The following is a 23,340-nucleotide window of genomic DNA, read 5'->3' as shown; positions in this document are numbered from 1 at the left end:
ACATGCGTAATAACAACGGTCGAACTCTATTGCCACAATGTGCCGTCTTCCTGGCCTTAACCGCCAGCAATCTCGGCTTTGCCGCAGAGATCGACCATCGTGAATTTGAAGCCACCCTGCACGTGCCCTACAAGGCCGACAGCATGGTGGCGGCAGCCAAAAGCGAAGCGCGTACATTTACCCTCGAGTTCGATTATCCCTACGTCGCCAACGCCCAAAATGTATCGTGGCGACTGGAGCTGGTGGGCCCAGGCGGCCAGGTGGTGCAGCACTGGACTGGCGTGCAGCGCCTGTACAAAAAACCCGTGACCGTGAAGGTGCGCTGGGCCGGCCGCAGCGACAGCATCAGCATGCCTGACGGCCAGTACCAGGTGCGCATGCGCGCCGTGGCGCACGACGCTGCTCAGGGCGCGGCTGACAACTCGGAAGCCGCGGTCGATCAAGCGCTGGCTGCCGGTGGCGACGAGATCGTCGAGCAGGCATGGGAGCTGGCGATTGGCAAGACGGCCGCGCCGGCCATGCCTTTCTTCCAGCCCTTGCAGACGACGCAGCCTGCCCCGCACATGGCCAGCCAGGCCGCGCCGGGCTTTACGGTGCAGTCGGCCGCGCCCGCGCCAGCCTCGTTGCCGTACACGGTATACCAGGCCAACCTGCATAGTCAGACAAACCATAGTGATGGTGGTTCGGCCGTCACCAGCTGCACCGGCGCAGCGGAACCCTTGAAAGCGCCGTTCGGCCCGGCCGATGCCTTTGCCTACGCCAAGAACCGCGGCCTCGATATCCTGATGGCATCCGAGCACAACCACATGTTCGACGGTTCCTCGGGCACCAATGCCGCCGCCAATCCCACTACGGCCAAGGCGCTGTATCAGTCCGGCCTGACCACGGCGGCCGACTTCAATGCCGCCAATCCCGGCTTCCTGGCCGTGTACGGCATGGAATGGGGCGTCATCAACAATGGCGGCCACATGAACATCTTCAACTCGGACGAGTTGCTTGGATGGGAATACAACAGCGGCGGCCAATTGCTGGCAGACACCTTCACTGACAAGCCCGATTATTCGGCGCTGTACACCCTGATGCGCCAGCGCGGCTGGGTCGGCCAGTTCAACCATCCGTCCTCCAGTGGCCAGTTTTTGGTCAATGGCGTTCCACTGGGCTATTCCGCTGATGGCGATCAGGCCATGGCCTTGTGCGAAGTGCTCAACACCTCGGCTTTCTCGACCAACACGACCGAAACCGAAACCGGGCGCAGCACCTACGAAGGCGCGTGCAACAAGGCACTGGAAGCCGGCTTCCACATTGCCTTCAGCACCAATCAGGACAATCACTGCGCCAACTGGGGCGCGTCCTACACCAACCGGACCGGCATTCTGATTCCAATCGGTACCCCGCTGACCCAGGCCAGCTTTGTCGCGGCTCTGAAGGCGCGGCGCGTGTTTGCCTCGATGGACAAGAATTCGCAACTGGTGCTGACCGCCAACGGCCACATCATGGGTGAGCGCTTCACCAACAGCGGCCCCCTGAATCTGGTGGCCAATTACGCCAGCACCGGCGGACAGTCGGTCGCGACGGTATCGATCGTGGAGGGAGTACCGGGCCGCAATGGCACGCCAAGCCAGCTCGCTGCCACGGCCAGCACCACCATCACGCCGTCGGTAGGCGAGCATTATTACTACGCCAAGGTCACCCAGGGTGACGGCAAGATTTTGTGGTCGGCGCCAATTTGGGTAACCCAGACCAACAGCAGCGACGCCGTCGCACCGACCGTCTCGGCCAGCGAATCCGGCAGCAGCGGCAACATCAGCGTTGCTGCAACGGCCACCGACAACGTGGGCGTGTCCATGGTCGAGTTCTATATCGACAATCTCTTGAAGGCCACGAGCAATGTCGCGCCGTATGCTGCCGTCATTAACTCAACCACCCTGTCGAACGGTAGCCACAGCCTGGTCGCGCGCGCCTACGATGCGGCTGGCAATGTCGGCTTCTCCACCCCGCTGACCTTTAGCGTCAGCAACAACACGGGCGGCGACACCAGCGCCCCGGCCGTGACGGCCAGTGCCAGTGGCAGCAGTGGCAGCATCACCTTGTCGGCCAACGCCAGCGACAATGTTGGCGTGAGCAAGGTGGAGTTCTATGTCGACAATGCTCTCAAGGGAACGGACACAACGGCGCCGTACAGCCTTGCACTTGACTCGACCACGCTGAGCAACAGCAGCCATGCACTGACCGCCAAAGCCTTCGATGCGGCAGGCAACAGCACCGTTTCCGGACCGGTCAGCTTCACGGTCAGCAACAACACGGCAATGCAACGCATGCTCAACACCGGCTTCGAATCAGGCGCAACTTCCTGGACAGCCACCAGCGGCGTGATCAGCAACGCCAGCGGGCAGGCAGCGCGTACTGGCAACTGGAAAGCGTGGCTCAATGGCTATGGCGCGGCTCACACCGATTCGGTCTACCAAAGCGTGGCAATTCCGGCCACGGTCAGCAGTGCCACGCTTAAATTCTGGTTGAAAATTGTCTCCAGCGAAACCACCACGACGAACGCTTACGACACGCTCAAAGTGCAGGTGCGCAACAGCAGCGGGGCTGTACTGGCGACGCTGGCAACGTTCTCGAATCTCAATAAAGGCACGACCTTCCAGGAGCAAAGCTACAACCTGAGCGCCTACAAGGGCCAGACCGTGCGGATCCATTTTGAAGGGATCGAGGGTTCGACCGTGGCCACTTCATTCGTCATTGATGACGTGACGCTGACCACGCAATAAGGCAATGCGGCTCTTTACAGGCCCGCTTTGGCGGGCCTTTTTTCTTTAAAAGCCGAGCTTGGCGCCCGCACCCAGCAGGGTGGCAATGCCGAGGACGGCGAAGATGGCAGCGGCAATACCGTGCACCAGCTTGAGCGGTATTTTTCCGGCAATGCGCTCACCCAGGTACACGGCTGGCACGTTGGCCAGCATCATGCCCAGCGTTGTGCCGGCGACCACGGCGACAATGGCGTCAAAACGCGCTGCCAGCGCCACGGTGGCCACCTGGGTTTTGTCGCCCATTTCGGCCAAAAAGAAGGCAATCAGCGTGGCCAAAAATACCCCGTAGCGGCCAAGGCTGGTTTCTTCGTCGTCGATTTTGTCGGGAATCAGGGTCCAGGCGGCCATGGCGATGAACGACACGCCCAAAATCCAGCGCATCGCTTCCGGTCCCAGCACGCTGCTGATCCAGGCGCCCACGGCCGCCGCGAGCGCGTGATTGGCCAGCGTGGCCACCAGAATGCCAAACACGATCGGCAGCGGGCGCCGGAATTTGGCGGCCAGCAGAAACGCCAGCAACTGGGTCTTGTCGCCGATTTCGGCCAGCGCCACAATCCCGGTCGATAAAAGGAAGGCTTCCATATGCATACACCTTGAAATGAGGGCCCGATGATAGCAGAGGCGGAACGCGGCACGCTTGCCACACGCCTCGTCAATACGGGCGCCGCGCGCTTTCGCTGGCTAGCCTAAAGTGCTATTCTGCGTTCGCCTATTACGGAGACCACATGTTCAAACTTACCATCCTGCGCGCCGCTGCCTGCGTCGTCCTCAGTCAGTGCAGCGCTCTGGCTTTCGCCCTGGATCCATTAAGCTACGCACGCTACGATCAGGTCAAAACGACCGACCTGCACATGAATCTGAAGGCCGATTTCGGCAAAAAGACGCTGTCCGGTTTTGCCGAACTGTCGCTTGACTGGCTCGATAAATCGGCGCGCACGCTGGACCTTGATACGCGCGAATTGTCGATCAGCCGGATCCAGGCGCAGGATGCCAAGGGCAAGTGGGTCACTGTGCCATTCACGCTGGACAAGGCCGACGAAGAAAAAGGCCAGGCGCTGCACATTACGCTGGCGGCCCAGCCAAACAAGGTGCGCATTTACTATCGCACCGCACCGACCGCCAGCGCGCTCCAATGGCTGACGCCAGCGCAAACCATGTCGGGCAAGCGTCCCTTCATGTTCAGTCAGTCGCAGTCGATCGACGCGCGTTCCTGGGTGCCGGTGCAGGATACGCCGGCCGTGCGCTTTACGTACAGCGCCCATATCGATGCGCCAGCCGGCCTGCGGGTGGTCATGAGCGCCGATAACGACCCCAAGGCCACCGGCAAAGGTGGCTGGAACTTCAAGATGCCGCAAGTGATTCCATCGTACCTGCTGGCGATCGGCATCGGCGAGCTGGAAGCGCGGCCGCTGGGCGCGCGCAGCGGCGTGTATGCCGAGCCGAAGCGGATCAAGGCCGCCGAATACGAATTTGGCGACACCGAAAAAATGATCGCTGCCGCCGAGGCGCTGTATGGGCCTTACCGCTGGGGGCGTTACGACATGCTGGTCCTGCCGCCGTCGTTCCCGTTTGGCGGCATGGAAAATCCGCGCCTGACCTTCCTGTCGCCGACCATGATCGCGGGCGACCGCAGTCTGAATGATCTGATTGCGCACGAACTGGCGCACAGTTGGTCGGGCAACCTGGTCACCAACGCCTCGTGGAAGCACTTCTGGCTCAATGAAGGCTTTACCGAATACGTCACAGCGCGCATCACGGAATCGCTGTACGGGGCCGATGTGGCGACCATGAAGCTGCAGCTGGAGCAGGAAGAAGCACTTGCCTCGCTGGCCAAGATCGAACCGGCCAAGCAGATCCTGATCACCAAAAGCGCCGATACCTCGTCCGCCGAGTATGCCGACGAGGGGCTGGTGTATCCGAAGGGCGCCTGGCTGCTGCGCACACTGGAAACCCGGGCCGGCCGCGCGGTCTTCGATCCTTTCCTGCGTGGCTGGTTCGATCAGCATGCCTTCCAGAGCGTGACCACCGAACAGTTTGTCGACTATTTGCAGAAAAATCTGCTGGCCGCCCATCCTGATCTGATGAGCGCTGCCGAACTGGAAGAATGGCTGCATGCGCCTGGTATTCCTGCCAGCGCACCACGCGTCACCTCGCCGCGTCTGACCGCGCTCGACACGCTGCGCGCTGCCTGGCTCAAGGGCGAGGTGCCAACGGCCAAACTCGAGACGAAAACATGGACCGCCACCGAGTGGATGAAATTCCTGAATGATATCGACAACAAGGCGACTGCTGCCCAGCTCAAGGAGCTGGACGATGCCTTCGCGGTCGGTAAAACGGGGAACAACGAAGTCGCCTTCCGCTTTTATCGTGCTTCGATTCACGCCGGCTATCGCGGCATTCGCGAACCGCTCAACGCCTTCCTGATGAGCGTCGGCCGTCAAAAATTTGTCGTTCCCCTGTACACGGCGCTGCGCCAGAATCCCGAAGACAAGGCGTTTGCAGAAGCAGTCTTCAAGAAAGCGCGCGAACGCTATCACCCTGCGACCCAGAAGACCGTGGGCAAGGCGATGGAAGCGCAATGAAGATCGTGACTATGCCTGTGATGCGCTGTGTCGCTTTGTCCGTGCTGCTTCCGCTCAGCGCCGCCAGCGTCAACGCGCAAGTTGCCGCGCCAGTCGCCGTGTCGGCGCAAGCCGCGGTGGCGCCCGATCTGGATGCGGATGTGGCGCGCATTCTGAGCACCTTCGATGTTCCTGGCATGGCCGTAGCCATCGTCAAGGATGGCAAAGTGCTTGCAACGCGCGGCTTCGGCGTGCGCAAGCTGGGCGAAGCGGCGCCGGTCGACGACAAAACGCTGTTTGCAATTGCCTCCAACTCCAAGGCGTTCACCGCCGTTGCGCTCGCGATGCTGGTTGATGAAGGCAAGCTGGCCTGGGATGATCCTGTCACCAAGCATTTGCCCGACTTCCAGATGTACGACCCTTACGTCACGCGCGAAATGACGGTGCGCGACCTGCTGGTGCATCGCAGCGGTCTGGGTCTGGGCGCTGGCGACTTGCTGTGGTGGCCCGATACCACCTTCACGCCCGACGAAATCATTGCACGTCTGCGCTATGTGAAGCCGGCCACCAGTTTCCGCGACAAGTACGCGTACGACAATCTGCTTTATATCGTCGCCGGCAAGATCATTGCGCAAAAGTCGGGCAAGTCCTGGGGCGAAACGGTACGCGAGCGCATTCTTGCACCACTGGGGATGGACACGACGACCACCAGCATTGCAGCCAACGCGGGTAAGCCGGATGTGGCCCACGCGCACAGCAAGATCAATGGCAAGGCGGCTCCCGTGAAGACGATGGCAGTGGCGAACGCCGACGGTGCTGTCGGCATCAACTCCAACGCGCAAGACATGGCGCGCTGGATGATCGCGCAGCTCGACGGCGGCGTGATTGACAAGGACCGCCGCCTGTATTCGGCCAAACAGGCAGCCGAAATGTGGTCCGTGCAAACGCCGATGGAAATCAAGGATCCGCCGGCTGCCCTGGCAGCAACCAAGCCGAATTTTCTGGCCTATGGCCTGGGCATCCAGCTGCGCGATTACAAGGGCATGAAGATTGCCACCCATAGTGGCGCGCTGCAGGGGTTCTATTCGCGCGTGACCATGGTGCCGGAAGCGAAACTGGGGATCGCGATTTTGACGAACGCCGAAAACGGCAGCGCCATGCAGGCCTTGCAATACCGTCTGCTCGACCATTATCTAGGTGCGGCGCCAACTGACTGGATTTCGCTGTACCGCGACGACGAAGCCAGACGGCACGCGAAAGACCTGGCCGCGCAGAAGACTGCCAACGCCACGCGGGCGGCAAAGTCGGTGCCGTCGCTACCGCTGTCGGCCTACGACGGCGAGTATCAGGATGCCTGGTATGGCAAAGTCTCAATCAAGCAGGTGGGCAAAAAGCGCGTGCTCAGTTTTGGCCGCACTGCCGACCTGACGGGGCAGCTGGAGCACTTTCAGCACAATACCTTCATCGTGCGCTGGGACCAGCGCAACCTGAACGCCGATGCGTATGTCACCTTTGACCTGAACCCGGACGGCAGCATCGAGCGGATGAAGATGGCCAAGGTATCGGACGAAACGGACTTCAGCTACGACTATCAGGATCTGGTGTTCACGCCAGTGGCGAAGCCGAAGTAAGCGAGGAATCGGTCAGCACCAGGCGGTGCTGTTCGAAGAAGCGGAAATGGGGTGCGGGCATGGCGCCCAGATCAACCTGCACTGTGTCGTTGAGCGGCGTGGGCGCCGGGTCGTCCGATGCCCATGCATCGATACAGTCAAGTTGTGCACCGCTCGCCAGGATCGATCGAAACGCCGCGACGACCTGCGCTGTGGCTGCGACGTGGTCTGCGTGTTCAGGGAACCAGTCTTCAGGTGCGCCAAAACCGAGGGTGACACTTTCCCCCGACAGGTGACGAAAGCTGCAGCTGCAGCCTTCGCTGGAGGCCAGATACCAGTGATGAGCGTGCGTCAGATACACTGTCTCTGCGACCCGGGGCATCTCCCTCGAAAAGGCGAACAGGCTGCTGCTGAGACGTGTGAGGTCAAAGTCGGTATCTGTACTGAGCACGATCATGTAGCACATGGGGCCGGCCTCATACCTTTCGACTGCCAATTTTTTTCATTTCTTCTTGTCCCAGATATCCATCATGTCCTTCGAACCCTGCATGCGGATGCCGTTATCGGACAAGATCGATTCGGTCGCCTCCAGCATGTCCTTGCGGCGCAAGACCATGTTCTCGCCGCCGCGCTGGTCGAAGTGAATCACGATCAGTTCATCTTTCGAGTCGCGCAGCAGTGTGACCAGATGCGCCAGACTGCGCACCGGTACCTTGTTGATCGAATAGATCACCGAGCCGAAACGGCTGCTGTAGCCGGTCACCAGCTTGTGCGGGAAAAACGGTGAGCTGACCACCACCAGCTCCTGGCGCTCAGGTGTCGGCGGGCTGGCGCGGTGGGTGACCAGCGGGCTGCCAATGAAGCCATAGGCGTTGAGCACACCTGCATTGCCCGACATGAAGGACAGGAATTCGGCGCTGGCACGCGAAAACACAATCGGGCCATAGATGAAGTAAGAAGGGTAGCCGCCATCCAGATCAGTAATGAGCAGTTTGCGGCCCATGGATAGCGGCGCATCGACCTTCAATTCCTGTCCACCCCTCACGATCGTCAGCGGCACTTTGCCATTCTTGGCGAGCTGCTGGACCCGATACTGGAAGCGCACGCGCAAGTTCGAGCCAAGCGCAATCATGCCCTGGTTGTCGACCGGGGAATCGCCGATCTTGGTGATCACATCCCATTCCTTGAGCGGGTAGCCGGGCGTTTCCGCACCGGGGCTTTGCACGACCGCGCCAGCCACTGATTTGTCGAGTTTGAGGAAGGTGCGCAAGACAGGGTTTTCCAGCGTCTGGGTTTCATCAAGCAGCGCCGGTTTGCCATCATAGCGGCCATCGGCGACGTCTTTCAGGAACAGCTCAACTTCTTCGTTGGGAATGATGTAGCCGATATTCTGGGCATTGGTGGCAGTGCCAAATGCCAGGCCCACCATGGTGTCGCCCGCGATCGCCGGGCCGCCGCTGTTGCCAGGGTTGATCGCAGCGTCAATCTGAATGCGCAGCCCGGCCGTATCAAGGCTGTAATTGACAAACTCGATACGGGAGACAATCCCCTTGGTGATCGAGAGCGAAGTGCCACCGGTCGGGTAGCCATACGCGAATACCTGGTCGCGCACATTCGGCAGCACGCTTGCGCGGGCCACCGGTGCGTGGGTGTCGAAGAAGCTTTCGTCGTCGAGTTTGAGGATGGCCAGGTCCATGTCGCGCGCCACGGCAACCACTGTGGCCGACACCTTGTCGCCAGCCTGGTTGGCCTGAATTTGTACCTGGCTGGCGTAGCCGACCACGTGCGCATTGGTCAGAATCCGCTTGCCCTCGATGACCACACCAGAACCGGTGATGTCCGTCGGTGCCGCTTTGCTCCACGGCTTGAACGGGTCCGGGCGGCGCAGGGTGGAAAACACCTTGACCACCGAATTCTCCAGATTGGCCGGGATCGGCGGCGCGGGCGCGGGCGCAACCGCACTTGCGGGAACGCTGGCCTCTTTGGGGGCTTCCTGGGCAGTCGCCAGCAGGCTGGCGGCAGACAATGTCAATGCCGCGATGAGTCGCAATGTGGTCATGTTTTTCTTAAGGGGGAGGGGACGTTACCGCAAATATACACGCTGCAGCAAGCGCAGGGACTTAAGGCTGCATTAAAAGCCGGCCCATTGCGGGCCGGCCGGCATCTTGAGGATTGCGCTTTTCATGCGCAAAGCATGATGCTTACTGCTTGATGAACTTGAGCGTCATGCGGTCGCTTTCGCCAATGGCGATGTATTTTTCGCGGTCCACGTCCTTGTTGGCCAGAACCGGTGGCAGCGACCATACGCCCTTGTTGTGGTCCGCCTTGTCTTTCGGGTTGGCGTTCACTTCCGACTTGGCGGCCAGCTTGAAGCCTGCTGCCTCGATCATTTTGATGACGGCTGCTTCATGCAGGTAGCCGCTGTCGGCCACGACTGGCTTATCGGCCGGCATGCGGTGATCGACTACACCAAACACGCCGCCCGGTTTCAGTGCGGTGTGCACCGACTTGAAGATCTCGCGCACCTTGTCGTCGCCAAGGCCGGTCCAGTTATGGATATTGCGGAAGGTGACTACCATGTCGACGCTGCCAGGCGCCGCGTAGTTGTACTCGCGCGGCGGCTCGAATACGCCACGCTGCACTTTGCCGAACATGGCGGGATTGGCGTCGATTTTTTTGGTCAGGTTGTCGGCGTAACGGCGTGCGCCTTCGCTGGTCGACTTGGGCGATTCGCCCGCTGCAATCAGCTTGCCTTTTTCGCGCAGGTAGGGCGCGAGAATTTCGGTGTACCAGCCGCCGCCGGGCGACAGTTCAACCACCGTCATGGTCGGCTTGATGCCGAAGAAGCCCAGGGTTTCATACGGATGGCGTGCGCCATCGCGGGCCACGTTGGCCGGGGTGCGCTCCTTGCTGGCGATGGCTGCTTTGAGTGCGTCGTCGGCATGTGCGGCGCCGGCCATGCCGGTGGCCAGCAGGGCGGCCAGAATCAGTTTTTTCATGTATGCATATCTCCTTGAGTGGATCGGGACTGCGAGTTTGGTACGCGGTTTTTGTGCCATGCCGATGATGGGATATGCACGTGCCCCGGTCAAGCGCTTTTCTCATATGTACATCGTGTCCGCCAGAGCTGCCGGACACCGGATCGGACAGCCCGGACACCGGCTTCGGACACCCTGCGTTGTCAAAATCAACGACTTAGACAGTGGCACAAACTTTGCGTATTCAAGTCCCAATTTTGCTGATATCGTTTCAGCAGATTTTTATCGGCCCTGCATATGCATGGGCTGTTCCAGATAGTGGTGTAAATATGCGCGGCCACCTTTGCTGGCGGACCGCCTTCTTCGGCGTGAGTGTTAGGAGATACAATGGAACGACGTGCTTTTCTCAATATCAGCGGCCTGGCTTTGGGCACGATGCTGGTCCCGGTTTTCGGCAATGCGATCGCAGCCGAAGAGCTGCTCAACCCCCTCGCTGCGAAATTAAAAAAGACGCTCGCCGACACGGCCCTGACCGCCGCCACCCAGGCTGGCGCGAGCTACTGCGATGTACGCATCGGCCGTTACCTGAATCAGTTCATCACCACGCGCGATCTGAACGTTGAGAACGTCGTCAACACGGAATCGGCCGGCGTCGGCGTTCGTGTGATCTGCAATGGTGCGTACGGCTTTGCCGCCACCAGCGACATGTCGCCCGACTCGGTGGCATCGGCCGCGCGTCAGGCCGTGGCAATCGCCAAGGCCAACGCCAAGCTGCAGGTCGAGCCAGTGCGTCTGGCGCCAGTCAAGGGTATGGGCGAAGTCTCCTGGGCCACGCCGATCAAGAAGGATTGGCGCAACGTGCCGATCAAGGAAAAGGCCGACCTGCTGATCGCTGCCAACAAGGCCGGTCTGGACGGCGGCGCGAGCTTCATGCAGTCGCTCATGTTCCAGGTCAACCAGCAGAAGTATTTCGCCTCCACCGACGGTTCGTATATCGATCAGGACATCCATCGCATGTGGATGCCGGTGTTTGCCACCGCAGTCGACAAGGCCACCAACAAATTCCGTTCGCGCCAGGGTTTGTCCACGCCGGTGGGTATGGGCTACGAATACCTGGATGCCAATCCAAAGCACAAACTCAAGGCGGCCGGCGGCGTGTGCACGCTGTACACCGATTCGTACGACCTGATCGAAGACGCACGCGCCTGCGGCCGCGACGCCAAGCAGAAGCTCACGGCCAAGTCTGTGGTGCCGGGCAAATACGATCTGGTGCTCTCGCCGGAGCATATGTACCTGACCATCCACGAATCAGTGGGCCACCCGACAGAGCTCGACCGTGTGCTCGGCTACGAGGCAAACTACGCCGGTACCAGCTTTGCCACGCTCGACAAATGGGAAACCAAAAAATTCAAGTACGGTTCCGAGCGCGTCAACATCATTGCGGACAAGACCATCCCTGGTTCTCTGGGCGCGGTCGGCTACGACGATGAAGGCGTCAAGTGCAAAACCTGGGACATCATCAAGGACGGCATTCTGGTCAACTACCAGGCCACGCGCGACCAGGCCCACATCATCGGCGAGAAAGAGTCGCATGGCTGTTCGTACGCCGACAGTTGGAGCAGTGTGCAGTTCCAGCGCATGCCCAACATCTCCCTCGCGGCAGGCAAGAAGAAGCTGACCCCGGACCAGATGGTTGCCGACGTCAAGAAGGGCATCTACATCGTGGGTGCCGGTTCGTTCTCGATCGACCAGCAGCGCTACAACTTCCAGTTTGGCGGCCAGCTGTTCTTCGAAATCGTCAACGGCAAAATCGGCGCGCCGCTCGAAGACGTGGCCTATCAGTCCAACACCCAGGAATTCTGGAATGCCTGCAGCGCCATCTGCGATGAAAGCGACTGGCGCATGGGCGGTTCGTTCTTTGACGGCAAAGGCCAGCCTAGCCAGGTCAGTACCGTGTCGCACGGTTCAAGCACCTCGCGCTTCAATGGCATTAACGTCATCAACACCGCACGCAAAATCGGCTAAGCCAGGAGAGCGCACATGAAAATCATGACCCAGGAAGAAACGCGCCGCATCTGTGACAAGGTAATGTCGCTGACCAAAGCCGATGAGTGCAGTGTCTTCATCAATGGCGGGCGTACCGGTAACATCCGCTACGCGCGCAACAATGTGTCGACTGCCGGTCTGGTGGAATCGAACCAGCTTGGCGTGCAGGTCGCCTATGGTAAAAAGCAGGGCACCGCCACCATTACCGAGTTTGATGACAAGTCGCTGGAAAAGGTGGTCCGCATCGCCGAGCAGCTGGCCAAGCTGGCGCCGGAGAATCCGGAGTTCATGCCCGCCGTCGAAAAGCAGGCCTATAAACAGACCGAAACCTTCAACAAGAAAACTGCTGCGATTGATCCGGATTTCCGCGCGCAGACTGCCGCCTACAGCATTGAGGCCAGCCGCAAGAACAAGCTGATTGCTGCCGGCTTCTTTACCGACAATACTTCGTTCAACACCATCGCCAATTCGAACGGCGTGTTCGGTCACCAGGAAAGCACCGGTGTGGAATTCACCTGCACCGTGCGCACCGAAGACGGCCGCGGCTCGGGCTGGGTCAAGCGCTCGGCCACCGATGTGTCCAAATTCGACGCGCGCGAAGCATCTGACGTCGCCATCGAAAAGGCATTGCGTTCGGTGGAAGCGAAGGCGCTGGAACCTGGCCGCTACACGGTCATTCTGGAGCCGGCCGCCACCTCGGACCTGATTGGCTTCATGCTCGGCGGCTTTGATGCACGCCAGGCTGACGAAGGGCGCAGCTTCCTTTCCAAAAAGGGCGGCGGCAACCGTCTGGGTGAAAAACTGTTCGACCAGCAGGTCAATATCTGGTGCGATCCCTGGAATCCGGATGCCGCCGTGCTGCCGTGGGACGGCGGCACCGGACTGGCGCGCGAGCGTATGGACATCATCAAGGATGGCCGCGTTTCTGCGCTCGACTATTCGCTGTACTGGGCCAAGAAACAAGGCGTGCGCGCCATCGGCTCGCCAGGCAATATGATCATGGCCGGCACCAGCAAATCGACCCAGGAACTGATCGCCAACACCAAAAAGGGTGTCCTGGTCACGCGTACCTGGTACATCCGCCTGGTGGATCCGCAGTCGGTGCTGCTCACTGGACTCACGCGTGACGGCACCTTCTATATCGAGAATGGCAAGATCAAGCACCCGATCAAGAACTTCCGTTTCAACGAGAGCCCGGTGACGATGCTGAACAATATCGAAGAAATCGGCAAGCCGCAGATCATCGCCGGTGACGAAGTGCCGTATTCGATGCTGATCCCGCCGATGAAGGTCCGCGACTTCAATTTCACGTCGCTGTCCGACGCGGTCTGACAATCTAGCTGGAGACAGAGTGGAAAGACGTACCTTCCTTAAAATCAGCGGCGGCGCCGCCGGCGCCATCATGGTGCCGGTGTTTGGCAATGCCGTCGCTGCCGAAGCGCTGACCAATCCGGTCGGCGCCGCGTTCAAAAAGGCGCTGGCCGATGTTGCACTGGAGGCGGCCACCAAGGCCGGCGCCAGCTACTGCGACGTGCGCATCGGTCGCTACCTGAATCAGTTCATCACCACGCGCGACCTGAACGTCGAAAATGTGGTCAATACCGAGTCCAGCGGCGTTGGCGTGCGTGTGATCGCAAACGGCGCCTACGGCTTCGCTTCCACCAACGACATGTCGCGCGACAGCATTGCCGCTGCCGCACGCCAGGCGGTCGCGATCGCGCGCGCCAACGCCAAACTGCAGGCCGAGCCGCTGCAACTGGCGCCTGTCAAAGGCGTGGGTGAAGTCAGCTGGGCCACACCGTTCACGAAGGACTGGCGCACGGTGCCGGTCAAGGACAAGGCCGAGATGCTGATCGCGGCCAACAAGGCCGGTCTGGATGCGGGCGCCAGCTTCATGACGTCGAATCTGTTCCAGGTGAACCAGCAGAAGTACTTTGCTTCCACCGATGGCTCGTACATCGACCAGGACATTCACCGCCTCTGGTCGCCAATGACGGCGACCGCGGTCGACAAGGCCAGCAACCGCTTCCGCACGCGCGACGGCCTGGCTTCGCCCGCAGGCATGGGCTACGAATACTTTGACGCCCGCAAGGAAGACAAGGTGCAAGCTGCCGGCGGCGTAGCCACCCTGTACACCAAGTCGTACGACATCGTTGAAGACGCGCGCGCGGCAGCAAAAGATGCGCGCGCCAAGCTCACGGCCAAATCGGTCGAACCGGGCAAGTATGATCTGGTGCTCAGCCCGGAACACCTGTTCCTGACGATTCACGAGTCGGTGGGCCACCCTACGGAACTGGACCGCGTGCTCGGTTACGAAGCCAATTATGCAGGCACTAGTTTTGCCACGCTGGATAAATGGCAGACCAAAAAATTCAAGTTTGGCGCCGACCGCGTCAATTTCATCGCCGACAAAAACGAGCCGCGTTCGCTCGGCGCAGTCGGGTACGACGACGAAGGCGTGCCGGCCAAGCGCTGGGACATTATCCGCGACGGCATTCTGGTCAATTACCAGGCCACGCGCGACCAGGCTCACATCATTGGCGAGAAAGAGTCGCACGGCTGCTCGTATGCCGACAGCTGGAACAGCGTGCAATTCCAGCGCATGCCCAACGTCTCGCTCGCGCCAGGCAAGGCATCGCTCACGCCAGACCAGATGATCAAGGACGTCAAGAAGGGCATCTACATCCTGGGCCGCGGTTCGTATTCGATTGACCAGCAGCGTTACAACTTCCAGTTCGGCGGGCAGCTGTACTTCGAAATCAAGGACGGCAAAATCACCGGCCCAATCGAAGACGTGGCCTACCAGTCCAATACCCAGGACTTCTGGAATGCCTGCAGCGCGATCTGCGACAAGCGCGACTGGCGCATGGGCGGCTCGTTCTTTGACGGTAAAGGCCAGCCTTCGCAGGTCAGCGCGGTATCGCACGGGTCCAGTACGACCCGCTTCAACGGCATTAACGTGATCAACACAGCCCGCAAAATCGGGTAAAGGACCAACACAATGAAATTGTTGAACCAGGAAGAAGCAAAGCGCGTCTGCGACCGTGTGATCGGCTTTTCCAAGGCCGATGAGTGCTCCGTCAATGTCAGTGGTACCCGTACCGGCAATATCCGCTATGCGCAAAACAGCGTCTCCACCGCTGGCCTGAACGAAAACATGCAGATCGCCGTGACGGTATCCTTCGGAAAACGCCAGGGTACCGCCACCATCAATGAGTTTGACGAAAAATCGCTGGAAAAAGTGGTGCGCCGCGCGGAAGACGTGGCCCGTCTGGCGCCCGAGAATCCAGAGTTCATGCCCGCCGTGACGAAGCAGGAATACCGCCCTTCGGCCGAATTTGCCGAGGCCACCGCCGCCATCGATCCCGAGTTTCGCGCCCAGGTCGCGTCGCACAGCATTTTGTCGGCGCGCGACAAGAAACTGGTCACCGCCGGCTTCTTCATCGATACCACCGGCTTTGAGGCGATTGCCAATTCCAACGGTGTGTTTGGCTACCGGACTTTCACCGATCTCAATTTCACCTGCACTGCGCGGACCGAAGACGGGCGCGGTTCGGGCTGGGTGACGCGGTCAGCCAACGATGCGAAGCGCTTCGATGCGCGTGAAGCGTCCAACGTCGCCATTGACAAGGCGCTGCGTTCAGTCGATGCGAAAGCACTTGAGCCAGGCCGCTATACCGTGATTCTGGAACCGGCCGCCGCTTCCGGCCTGCTGAACTTCATGTTTAACGGCTTCGATGCGCGCCGTGCCGACGAAGGCCGCAGCTTCCTTGCCAAAAAAGGTGGTGGTAACCGCCTCGGTGAAAAGCTGTTCGATGAGCAGGTCAATGTATGGGCCGACCCATGGGACAAGGACGTACCGGTCAGCCCTTGGGATACCCAGAACATGCTGCCACGCGAGCGCGTGGACATCATCAAGAACGGCAAAGTCGCTTCGCTCGACTACTCGCGCTTCTGGGCGCAGAAGCAGAAGGCACGCGCGATCGGCCAGCCGGGCAACATCATCATGGCGGGCGGCACCAAGTCGCTGGAAGAACTGATCGCATCAACCAAGAAGGGCGTGCTGGTCACGCGCACCTGGTACATCCGTTCGGTCGATCCGCAATCGGTTCTGCTGACCGGCCTGACGCGCGACGGCACCTTCTATATCGAGAACGGCAAAATCAAGCATCCGGTCAAGAACTTCCGCTTCAATGAAAGCCCGGTCACGATGCTCAACAATGTGGAAGAACTGGGGCGCTCGCAGATCATTGGCAGCGAAGGCAATGGTCTGACCATGATGGTGCCCGCCATGAAACTGCGCGACTTTAACTTTACGTCGCTGTCGGACGCGGTATAAACAGCAGTGGCAAAGCGTAGTTACGATTTCTACTTTACGCGCCTGATGTACGACTCGGGCGACTGGGATGTGGATATCCGCATGCCCAGCAACGTGCTCAACTCGCTGGTCGAATACACCACCCTCAAGGTGGATCCGGCCGAGCGGGTGGTCGCCCTGTCGGACCCGAAGATGCTGGAAGCGCCGTTCTGCTATCTGGCAGGGCACAAGCTGGTGCAGTTCACCCCGGCCGAGCGCAAGAACTTCGAGCGCTATGTGCGCGGCGGCGGTTTTGTGTTTGTGGACGACTGCAACCATGACATCGACGGGCTGTTTGCCAAGTCGTTCGAGGCCGAGCTGGCGCGCATGTTCGGCCCCAAGGCGCTGCACAAGATCCCGAATAACCATCCGGTGTATTCGAGCTTCTTCCAGTTCGACGGGCCGCCCAACACCGGCAATGAGCTCAACGGCTGGGGCGACGATCTGGTGCACGACTACCTGAAGGCGATCGAGTTCGACGGCCGCGTGCGGGTACTGTATTCGAACAAGGATTACGGCTGCGAGTGGGACTACGATTTCCGCAACAAGCGTTGGCTGGTCATCGACAATACCCGCTTTGCGGTCAATATTATTCAGTATGCTTTGGGAGCTTGATTGTGTCGGAACGTGATGTGGTGGCGTGGGATGAAAAAGAGATTGCCGACCTGACGGCCAAAGTCGGCGCCCTGCGCGCCAGCATGGCCAGGGTGATCATCGGTCAGGACGAGGTGGTCGAGTCGCTCATTATCTGTCTGCTGGCCGGTGGCCACGCGCTGGTCGAAGGTGTGCCTGGTCTTGGCAAGACGCTGCTGGTCAAGTCCCTCGCGCAAGCGACCGACATGCAGTTCCGCCGGGTGCAGTTCACGCCCGACCTGATGCCGTCCGACATTGTCGGCACCGAGATTCTGGAAGAAGACAGCAGCACGCGCCAGCGCGTGTTCCGCTTCCAGCAGGGACCAGTGTTCACCCAGGTGCTGCTGGCCGACGAAATCAATCGCGCGCCGCCCAAAACCCAGTCCGCGCTGCTCGAAGCCATGCAGGAACGCAGCGTGACGTTTGCTGGCCAAACCCACAAGCTGCCGCAGCCATTCTTTGTACTGGCCACGCAAAATCCGATCGAACAAGCCGGTACCTATCCGCTGCCAGAAGCGCAGCTTGACCGTTTCCTGCTACGCATCGACGTTGGTTATCCAACCGAAGACGAGGAAATGGCAATGGTCTCGCGTACCACGCACGCAGGCTTGCAAGACGCGGTGGCCGCAATGGATGTGGCCAGCTTGCTGCGCTTGCAAATGCTGGTGCGCGATATCGAGATCGGCGAGCATCTGCTGCGCTATGCAACGCGCCTGGTACGCGCCACGCGCCCGCAGGATTCCAGGGTGGCCAGCGTGATCAAGCATGTCGGCTGGGGCGCAGGGCCACGTGCCGGTCAGGCCCTGGTACTGGCGTCCAAGGCGCGCGCCCTGATGCACGGCCGGCTGGCCGTCACCCGCGATGATATTGGCGCGATGCTGTTGCCAGTGCTGGCACACCGGGTTTTACGCAATTTCGAGGCCGAGGCCGACGGTGTGGCCATCGCCGATATCCTGCTCGCGCTGCGCAACGACATCAAGGTCGATTGAGACTGCTTTGCCGACGCTGGATACGCCCGCGCTGATCGCGCAAACCACCGACCTTGAGCTGATCATCCGCCACGTGCTGGCCGGTCTTGGCCATGGCATGCACGCGGGTCGCGAGCGCGGCGCCGGGGTTGAGTTTTCCGAATACCGTGCGTACGCGCCCGGCGACGAGTGGCGCCGCGTGGACTGGAAGCTGATGGCGCGCGCCGATCGCTATTACGTGCGCGAAGCGGAGCGCGACAGCCACGTGGCCATCTGGCTCTGGCTGGATGCGACCGCCTCGATGGATGAGCCTAGCCGCAAAGTGGAAGGATTGACCAAGCTTCAGTACGCGCGAGCGATCCTTGCCTGCGTGGCCGGAATCGCGCAGCGCCAGGGCGACGCGTTTGGGCTGGTGGTCTGCACTGCTGGCCGGGTGCAGTTCACCCAGGCGTCGCGTGGCCCGCGCCAGATGCACCGCATGCTGGCGCAGTTGAACAAGGCAAAAGCTGAAGGTGCGTTGCCCGACACTGACGCCTTGCGCGCCAGCCTGCATTTTGCGCGTGCGCCCAGTCTGATTTTTGCGGTCAGCGATTTTCTGGATTGGCCCTCGGCCCAGTCCGAAGCCTTGCTGCGGCTGCGCCGCATGCGGCACGATGTGCGCGCACTGTGCTTGCAGACCGAGGCCGAGCGCGACGCCAGTTTTCCGCTGGACGTCGCCTGGCGCGATCCTGAGCAGAACGATGGCGTCTACCGGCTGGCTGCGGACACGCTTGGCCAGTACCGCCAGGCGCGTGAAGCGCATTTCGAGCGGGTGCTGACGCAGTGCCGCCAGCAGGATCTGCCGGCACTGGCCGCATGCATCGAAGACGGGGTGCCGTCGGTGCTGCGTAGCTGGCTGCGCCGGGCCGGGCGGGCATCATGAGCTTGTGGTGGCTGGCCACGCCGGTACTGCTGCTGCCGATCTGGTGGCACCGGCAAAAACGCGAGCGGGCCGCGGTCAAGCCACTGGCAACCGCGCGCTTTCTTCCCCGATCCATTCCGCTGCACAAGCGCGTGTGGCGCTGGCACGACCGCAGCTTGCTGCTGCTGCGTTGCCTGCTGCTTGCCACCGTTATCGCGTGGCTGGCCGACCCGGCATTCCCCTGGCGCGGCGATGCGGTGATGATCGTTCCGGGCACGGATTCGGCATGGGCGGACAAGCAGATTCGCGAGGCCGGTTTGAGCGATGCAAGCCGGATCGCATTGCCGCACGCCGATGCCTTCGCCTGGCTGGCCCAGCACGAGCGCGAATGGCGCGCGGGGGCGCGCTTGCTGGTGGTCGGCAATGTCCCAATGCCGGCAAGCCGGCCCCGGCTCGCGCACAGCGTCATTGTGCGAACAGCGCCCGCGCTATTGGTGAAAAGCGAACATCGGGTGGCGATCATCAGCAAACGCGCGGACCAGTGGCGTGCCATGTTTGCAGCCATCGAGGGCCCGCAGCGCTATGTATTGCAGGACGCGCCGGATGCGGGTACGGAGCTCATTGTGTGGGACCTGCCCGAGACGCCACCCGAAGCGATGCGCGCGCCGCTGTGGTGGGCTGGCGAACGCAGCGCCTTCCCGGAATTGAAGAATGCACCAGCCGCACATGGGCTGCACTACGCTGACAGTGCGCATGGCCGTTTGTGGTGGTCGGCCAACTGGCCACCGGGCGATGCGCAGGCCGCACGCGCCCAGTTCGAGACCTGGCAACGTTTGCACTATCCACCCCTTGCCTGGACAACGCCCTCGCAGACGCTGGCAGCCGACCCGGCCTCTCATGCGCCGGCAGGCGGCGCGCTGCACTATCTGATGACCATTGCCTTGCTGGTCTTGTTCGCGCTTGAACGGATGCTGAGCCATGCAAAACGGCGCTGACATTATTGCGCGCCTGCTGCGCCGCGCACTCTGGCGCAAGGTGCCATTCTGGGCAGCACTCCTGTTGCCATGGGTGCTGCTCGCGTCGATCCCTGGTGCAGTGCTTGCGCTGGCCTGGATAGCCTGGGACTGCGTGCGCCTGCGCGCCCGCATTGCCGCCGGATGGCCACGCTGGCTCGACGGCGCCATTCCCGCGTTGGAAGACAGCAGTGCGTTGCTGGAGGACGCTGCCACGCCACTGGGCCGCCTTCAGCAGCAGCGCCTGATGGGGCGCGTGCAGAGCCTGTTAAGCGATGACATGATTGCCCAGGTTGTCGCTCAGCGCACACGGCTGCACTGGCTTGCGCTCGTGCTTAGCGCCGTGCTGGCGACAGGCCTGTTCGCGTGGCGCCATGTGCATGCCGATCAGCCGCCCGTGCGCACGGTCGCTGTCGCCGAGGTACCGGTGCAGCCGGCCGCGCTGATGCTGCGCGTGACCCCGCCCGAATATACCAAACTGGCACGTTTCGACACGGCGCCGCGCGAGCTGCAGGTGCCGTTGCATAGTCAGATCGAATGGTGTCTCACTAAGGCGCAGACCGATGCGCCGCCCGTGGAGCTGAGCGATGGCCAGCTGCTCAAGCTGGACGCGGGTTGTGCACGCTGGCGCGCGACGGAATCGGTGTTCTGGCGCTGGCAGGGCAAGCGCTACAAGCTGCGCGTGATTCCCGACGAGGCGCCGGTGGTCACGTTCGCGCTGCCGCGCGATATGCTCTCGGTGCTCCCCGCAACCGCGACCAACGCCACCATGACTGTCGCCGTCAAGGATGACTATGCTGTCAAACGCGCCGTCCTGCACATGACACTGGCGCGCGGTAGTGGTGAAAACATCCGCTTCAGCGACCGTGAAGTGCCGCTGCCGGAGTCCAGCGACCCACGCACGCGCAGCTGGTCGAAGCAATGGTCACTCAGCGAGCTTGGTATGGAGCCGGGCGACGAACTGTACTTCTTTGTGCGTGCGAGCGACAATGCCGAGCCTCCGCATGCCACCGTTTCACCTACCTACACGCTGCGCTTGCCCGGGCCCGTTGCGAGCGACGATGAATCGACGGCGCTGCCAATGCTGGCCAAACCCGAGAATCTGCGCAGCCAGCGCCAAATCATCATCGACACCGAGCAGCTGATCGCGGACCTGAAAGCCAAGCCGTCGCTGGAGCCAGCGACAGTGCGCAGCCGCAGCGAAGCAATCGCCAGCGACCAGGCCATGCTGCGCCGCCGCTATGGCCAGTTCCTGGGTGAGGAATCGAGCCTGTTTGGCGACGAACATGAGGATCACGGGGGCAAAGAGGACCTGGTGAAGGAGTATGGCCACAAGCACGACCAGGAAGAAAACGCGACCTTGTTCGACGAATCGACCAAGAAGGTGCTTCGGCGCGCCCTGTCTGCCATGTGGGACGCGGAAAAGTCGCTGCGGGCAATCACGCCAAAAGCAGCGCTGCCCCCGGAATACAAGGCGCTGGAAGCTATCAAGGAACTGCAGCAGGCGGACCGCATTTATCTGCACAAGACCGCGTTCGTGCCACCCCCAATCAAGGAAGAGATTCGCATGACAGGCGACGTTGTCGGAACCAGGAGCTATCGCCGTGCACAGGGCGGTCCCGGCGAGGGCGTGCCGCAGGATCTGCAAGTGCTGCTGCAGGCACTCGATGGCAATGGCGCCTTGCCAGCACTGTGGAGCCGCACAGCACAAGACTGGATCCGCTCGCGGATTCCCGGCGACGAGCAGCGTCTCGAAGCCCAGCGCGCCGTGCAGGATGTGGCGGATGGCTGTGAAAAATGCCGCCCGGCGTTACGTGCCTGGCTGCGTGGCGCCATCAACGACGCGCCGATTTTGCTGCAGGCGACGCCGCAGGCCAATACGCCATTTGCCCGTGCCTGGCGCAAGGGAGGCAAGCCATGATCGCTGCGATTCTGGCGTTCGTCATCGGCCTGGCCAGCGCCCTTGGCTATCTGCTGCGGCGCAAGTGGCTCGATGCGGTGCTCGCGGCCGTGGCAGCGGCATCATTGGGAGCGCTGCTGTTGAATCTGACCTTGCCCGGCAATGCCGGTGGTGCGGTGTCGATCAGCGCAAACGATCTTGCGCCTGCTATTGGCAGCGCGGACGCGGTGCGTGTCAGTGGCGACGGTCTGCCCGCATCGCAGTGGCAGGATCTGCCCGCGCGCAAGCTCGAATGGACAGCGCCAGATGGCGGGGCGCTGGCGCTTGATTTTCCGCGTACCCTTCAGTTGGGACGCATGTTCAAACTGAGCGTCACCATGCGGCAAGGCGCGGCTCGCAAGCTGCAGCTGTTAGCAGAGAATGGTCAGCTCGTCGCTGAGAATGCCAGCAGCGGCACCACACTGTCGGTGCAATGGCTGCCGCCAGTCGCGGAAAAACTGGTATTCACGGCGCGCCTGCTGGACGCGGGCGGCAAAACCATCGCGCAGGGACCCGTGCCGTTCGAGGTGCTGGCGCCGGTGCCGCTGCAGGTGCATGGACGCTTCTCAGCGCCGTCATTCGATGCCCGCGCACTCAATCAGTTGCTCGCGCAGAGTAATGCAGTACTTGATTGGCAAGTCACCCTGGGCAAGGTTGTCACGCGCAGCGAGGCCCCGCGCGTCGCACTGGCGCAGACCGACTTATTCGTGGTCGATGCCAGCTACCTCGAAAGCTTGCCTGACGCTGCGCGCGCCAGTTTGCTGGTGCAGGTGGCCGAGGGCAGGCCGCTGCTGATTCTTGGCGCCAGCGCGAGCGAGCCAGCCAAGTGGTCGCGCATGTTCAAGCTGGAGCTGCGCGAGCAGCCCGAGACCAAACCGGCCGGCAGCCCGCTGGCATTGGCCAGCGCTGCCTACCAGCCGCAGACTAAAAATGCCGGCGGCTGGGTGGCCGCCGGAGACCGCATCTGGACCCGTCCTTGGGAAAAGGGCCGCATCACATGGCTGGGCGTCGGCGAATGGCACCGCTACGCCATTGCCGAGCCGCGCGCGCTGGCGGCGTGGTGGCAGGACGTGCTGGACGCGTCCGGGGTGCAGCGCACCACGGACGTCAATCTGATCGATCCCGAAGAAATGCCGCTACCCGGCCAAAGGCTGGCAATTTGCGGTCAAGGTCTGAGCGGCGCCGTGAGCTTCCCCGCATTGCAGCAAACGCTAACCTGGCAACGCAGGCCGGACCGCGCCGACGCCGCGTGCGTGGCAGTGTGGCCGACAGTACCGGGCTGGCTCGAATTCACGTGGGGCGGCGCCAGGCCGCAGTCCGGCCGGGTATATGTGTATGCGAAGGACGACTGGCCGCAGTGGCAAAAGGCGCAGCGGCGCGAGGCCACGCTCGACTACGGCGCGCGCACCCCCGGCAAGCCGGCCCGTACACCGGCGCCCGTGCCGGCATGGCCTTTCGCTCTCTTGTTTGGTGCCGCAATGCTGCTGCTGTGGTGGCGAGAACGTCGCTGAGGCCAGCCTGTAA

General features: G+C 61.5%; 17 protein-coding genes. 13 read left to right on the top strand and 4 right to left on the bottom strand.

The features are described 5' to 3' along the window. The first annotated feature begins 143 nt into the window (after positions 1-143). Complete coding sequence (locus BUC24_RS25240) at positions 144-2,771, top strand: CehA/McbA family metallohydrolase (protein ID WP_229448815.1); 2,628 nt, start codon at positions 144-146, stop codon at positions 2,769-2,771. 45 nt (positions 2,772-2,816) lie between these two features. Here the strand turns inward: BUC24_RS25240 and BUC24_RS25235 are convergent, their stop codons facing one another. Next, positions 2,817-3,392 (bottom strand): TMEM165/GDT1 family protein, encoded by a 576-nt coding sequence (locus BUC24_RS25235; protein ID WP_073223321.1) that lies wholly within the window; start codon positions 3,390-3,392, stop codon positions 2,817-2,819. 143 nt (positions 3,393-3,535) lie between these two features. On the opposite strand from BUC24_RS25235, the gene BUC24_RS25230 reads away from it, so the two are divergent. Both BUC24_RS25230 and BUC24_RS25225 read left to right on the top strand, forming a co-directional pair. Beyond that, positions 3,536-5,392: a M1 family metallopeptidase gene (locus BUC24_RS25230; protein ID WP_073223319.1), complete on the top strand. Its 1,857-nt coding sequence runs from the start codon at positions 3,536-3,538 to the stop codon at positions 5,390-5,392. Then, the gene (locus tag BUC24_RS25225; protein ID WP_229448786.1) at positions 5,389-7,002 is read left to right on the top strand and encodes a serine hydrolase; all 1,614 of its coding nucleotides are present in this window, start codon (positions 5,389-5,391) and stop codon (positions 7,000-7,002) included. The genes BUC24_RS25230 and BUC24_RS25225 overlap by 4 nt, the downstream gene beginning before the upstream one ends. On the opposite strand, the gene BUC24_RS25220 is transcribed toward BUC24_RS25225, so the two are convergent. The 3 genes from BUC24_RS25220 to BUC24_RS25210 form a co-directional block, all read right to left on the bottom strand. Next, a complete protein-coding gene (locus tag BUC24_RS25220) occupies positions 6,977-7,447 on the bottom strand; it encodes a hypothetical protein (RefSeq protein WP_073223317.1) in 471 nt (156 codons plus the stop codon). The two genes, BUC24_RS25225 and BUC24_RS25220, sit on opposite strands and share 26 nt — an antisense overlap. 36 nt (positions 7,448-7,483) lie before the next feature. Continuing rightward, positions 7,484-9,040, bottom strand: a complete 1,557-nt coding sequence (locus BUC24_RS25215; protein ID WP_073223315.1) for a S1C family serine protease — start codon at positions 9,038-9,040, stop codon at positions 7,484-7,486. Positions 9,041-9,182: 142 nt separating this feature from the next. Continuing rightward, positions 9,183-9,980 (bottom strand): class I SAM-dependent methyltransferase, encoded by a 798-nt coding sequence (locus tag BUC24_RS25210; protein WP_073223313.1) that lies wholly within the window; start codon positions 9,978-9,980, stop codon positions 9,183-9,185. Between the two features lie 366 nt (positions 9,981-10,346). On the opposite strand from BUC24_RS25210, the gene BUC24_RS25205 reads away from it, so the two are divergent. From BUC24_RS25205 to BUC24_RS25160, 10 genes are read left to right on the top strand one after another with little or no spacing between them, the layout of a single operon-like run. After that, positions 10,347-11,984, top strand: coding sequence for a TldD/PmbA family protein (locus tag BUC24_RS25205; RefSeq protein WP_073223311.1), 1,638 nt, complete (start codon positions 10,347-10,349; stop codon positions 11,982-11,984). Between the two features lie 15 nt (positions 11,985-11,999). Beyond that, positions 12,000-13,337, top strand: coding sequence for a TldD/PmbA family protein (locus tag BUC24_RS25200; protein ID WP_073223309.1), 1,338 nt, complete (start codon positions 12,000-12,002; stop codon positions 13,335-13,337). A 19-nt stretch (positions 13,338-13,356) separates the two neighbouring features. Continuing rightward, complete coding sequence (locus BUC24_RS25195; RefSeq protein ID WP_073223307.1) at positions 13,357-14,994, top strand: TldD/PmbA family protein; 1,638 nt, start codon at positions 13,357-13,359, stop codon at positions 14,992-14,994. Between the two features lie 12 nt (positions 14,995-15,006). Continuing rightward, on the top strand, positions 15,007-16,344 hold the full coding sequence (locus tag BUC24_RS25190) for a TldD/PmbA family protein (protein ID WP_073223305.1): 1,338 nt from the start codon (positions 15,007-15,009) through the stop codon (positions 16,342-16,344). A 6-nt stretch (positions 16,345-16,350) separates the two neighbouring features. Next, the gene (locus BUC24_RS25185; protein ID WP_073223303.1) at positions 16,351-16,977 is read left to right on the top strand and encodes a DUF4159 domain-containing protein; all 627 of its coding nucleotides are present in this window, start codon (positions 16,351-16,353) and stop codon (positions 16,975-16,977) included. A gap of 2 nt (positions 16,978-16,979) precedes the next feature. Continuing rightward, positions 16,980-17,984: an AAA family ATPase gene (locus BUC24_RS25180; RefSeq protein WP_178372620.1), complete on the top strand. Its 1,005-nt coding sequence runs from the start codon at positions 16,980-16,982 to the stop codon at positions 17,982-17,984. Between the two features lie 7 nt (positions 17,985-17,991). Continuing rightward, a complete protein-coding gene (locus BUC24_RS25175) occupies positions 17,992-18,885 on the top strand; it encodes a DUF58 domain-containing protein (RefSeq protein ID WP_073223301.1) in 894 nt (297 codons plus the stop codon). Continuing rightward, positions 18,882-19,859 carry a hypothetical protein gene (locus BUC24_RS25170; protein WP_073223299.1) on the top strand — a complete coding sequence of 326 codons (978 nt, stop codon included), beginning with the start codon at positions 18,882-18,884 and terminating at the stop codon, positions 19,857-19,859. The genes BUC24_RS25175 and BUC24_RS25170 overlap by 4 nt, the downstream gene beginning before the upstream one ends. Continuing rightward, the gene (locus tag BUC24_RS25165) at positions 19,843-21,798 is read left to right on the top strand and encodes a DUF4175 family protein (protein WP_073223297.1); all 1,956 of its coding nucleotides are present in this window, start codon (positions 19,843-19,845) and stop codon (positions 21,796-21,798) included. The genes BUC24_RS25170 and BUC24_RS25165 overlap by 17 nt, the downstream gene beginning before the upstream one ends. Then, entirely contained in the window at positions 21,795-23,327 is a 1,533-nt protein-coding gene (locus BUC24_RS25160; RefSeq protein ID WP_073223295.1) for a hypothetical protein, read from the top strand. The genes BUC24_RS25165 and BUC24_RS25160 overlap by 4 nt, the downstream gene beginning before the upstream one ends. The last annotated feature ends 13 nt before the right edge of the window (positions 23,328-23,340 follow it).

This window comes from Massilia sp. CF038, from assembly GCF_900129765.1.
GTDB lineage: Bacteria > Pseudomonadota > Gammaproteobacteria > Burkholderiales > Burkholderiaceae_D > Telluria_A.
Note: the sequence above shows the minus strand (reverse complement) of the source record. Positions and strands in the feature narration are given on the sequence as shown.

Excerpts from the sequence above, each read along its gene's own strand:
- BUC24_RS25215 (WP_073223315.1), bottom strand. The coding sequence starts at position 9,040 with ATGACCACATTGCGACTCATCGCGGCATTGACATTGTCTGCCGCCAGC.
- BUC24_RS25205 (WP_073223311.1), top strand. The coding sequence starts at position 10,347 with ATGGAACGACGTGCTTTTCTCAATATCAGCGGCCTGGCTTTGGGCACG.
- BUC24_RS25190 (WP_073223305.1), top strand. The coding sequence starts at position 15,007 with ATGAAATTGTTGAACCAGGAAGAAGCAAAGCGCGTCTGCGACCGTGTG.
- BUC24_RS25220 (WP_073223317.1), bottom strand. The coding sequence starts at position 7,447 with ATGTGCTACATGATCGTGCTCAGTACAGATACCGACTTTGACCTCACA.
- BUC24_RS25165 (WP_073223297.1), top strand. The coding sequence starts at position 19,843 with ATGCAAAACGGCGCTGACATTATTGCGCGCCTGCTGCGCCGCGCACTC.
- BUC24_RS25170 (WP_073223299.1), top strand. The coding sequence starts at position 18,882 with ATGAGCTTGTGGTGGCTGGCCACGCCGGTACTGCTGCTGCCGATCTGG.
- BUC24_RS25235 (WP_073223321.1), bottom strand. The coding sequence starts at position 3,392 with ATGGAAGCCTTCCTTTTATCGACCGGGATTGTGGCGCTGGCCGAAATC.
- BUC24_RS25200 (WP_073223309.1), top strand. The coding sequence starts at position 12,000 with ATGAAAATCATGACCCAGGAAGAAACGCGCCGCATCTGTGACAAGGTA.
- BUC24_RS25225 (WP_229448786.1), top strand. The coding sequence starts at position 5,389 with ATGAAGATCGTGACTATGCCTGTGATGCGCTGTGTCGCTTTGTCCGTG.
- BUC24_RS25210 (WP_073223313.1), bottom strand. The coding sequence starts at position 9,980 with ATGAAAAAACTGATTCTGGCCGCCCTGCTGGCCACCGGCATGGCCGGC.
- BUC24_RS25230 (WP_073223319.1), top strand. The coding sequence starts at position 3,536 with ATGTTCAAACTTACCATCCTGCGCGCCGCTGCCTGCGTCGTCCTCAGT.
- BUC24_RS25160 (WP_073223295.1), top strand. The coding sequence starts at position 21,795 with ATGATCGCTGCGATTCTGGCGTTCGTCATCGGCCTGGCCAGCGCCCTT.
- BUC24_RS25240 (WP_229448815.1), top strand. The coding sequence starts at position 144 with ATGGTGGCGGCAGCCAAAAGCGAAGCGCGTACATTTACCCTCGAGTTC.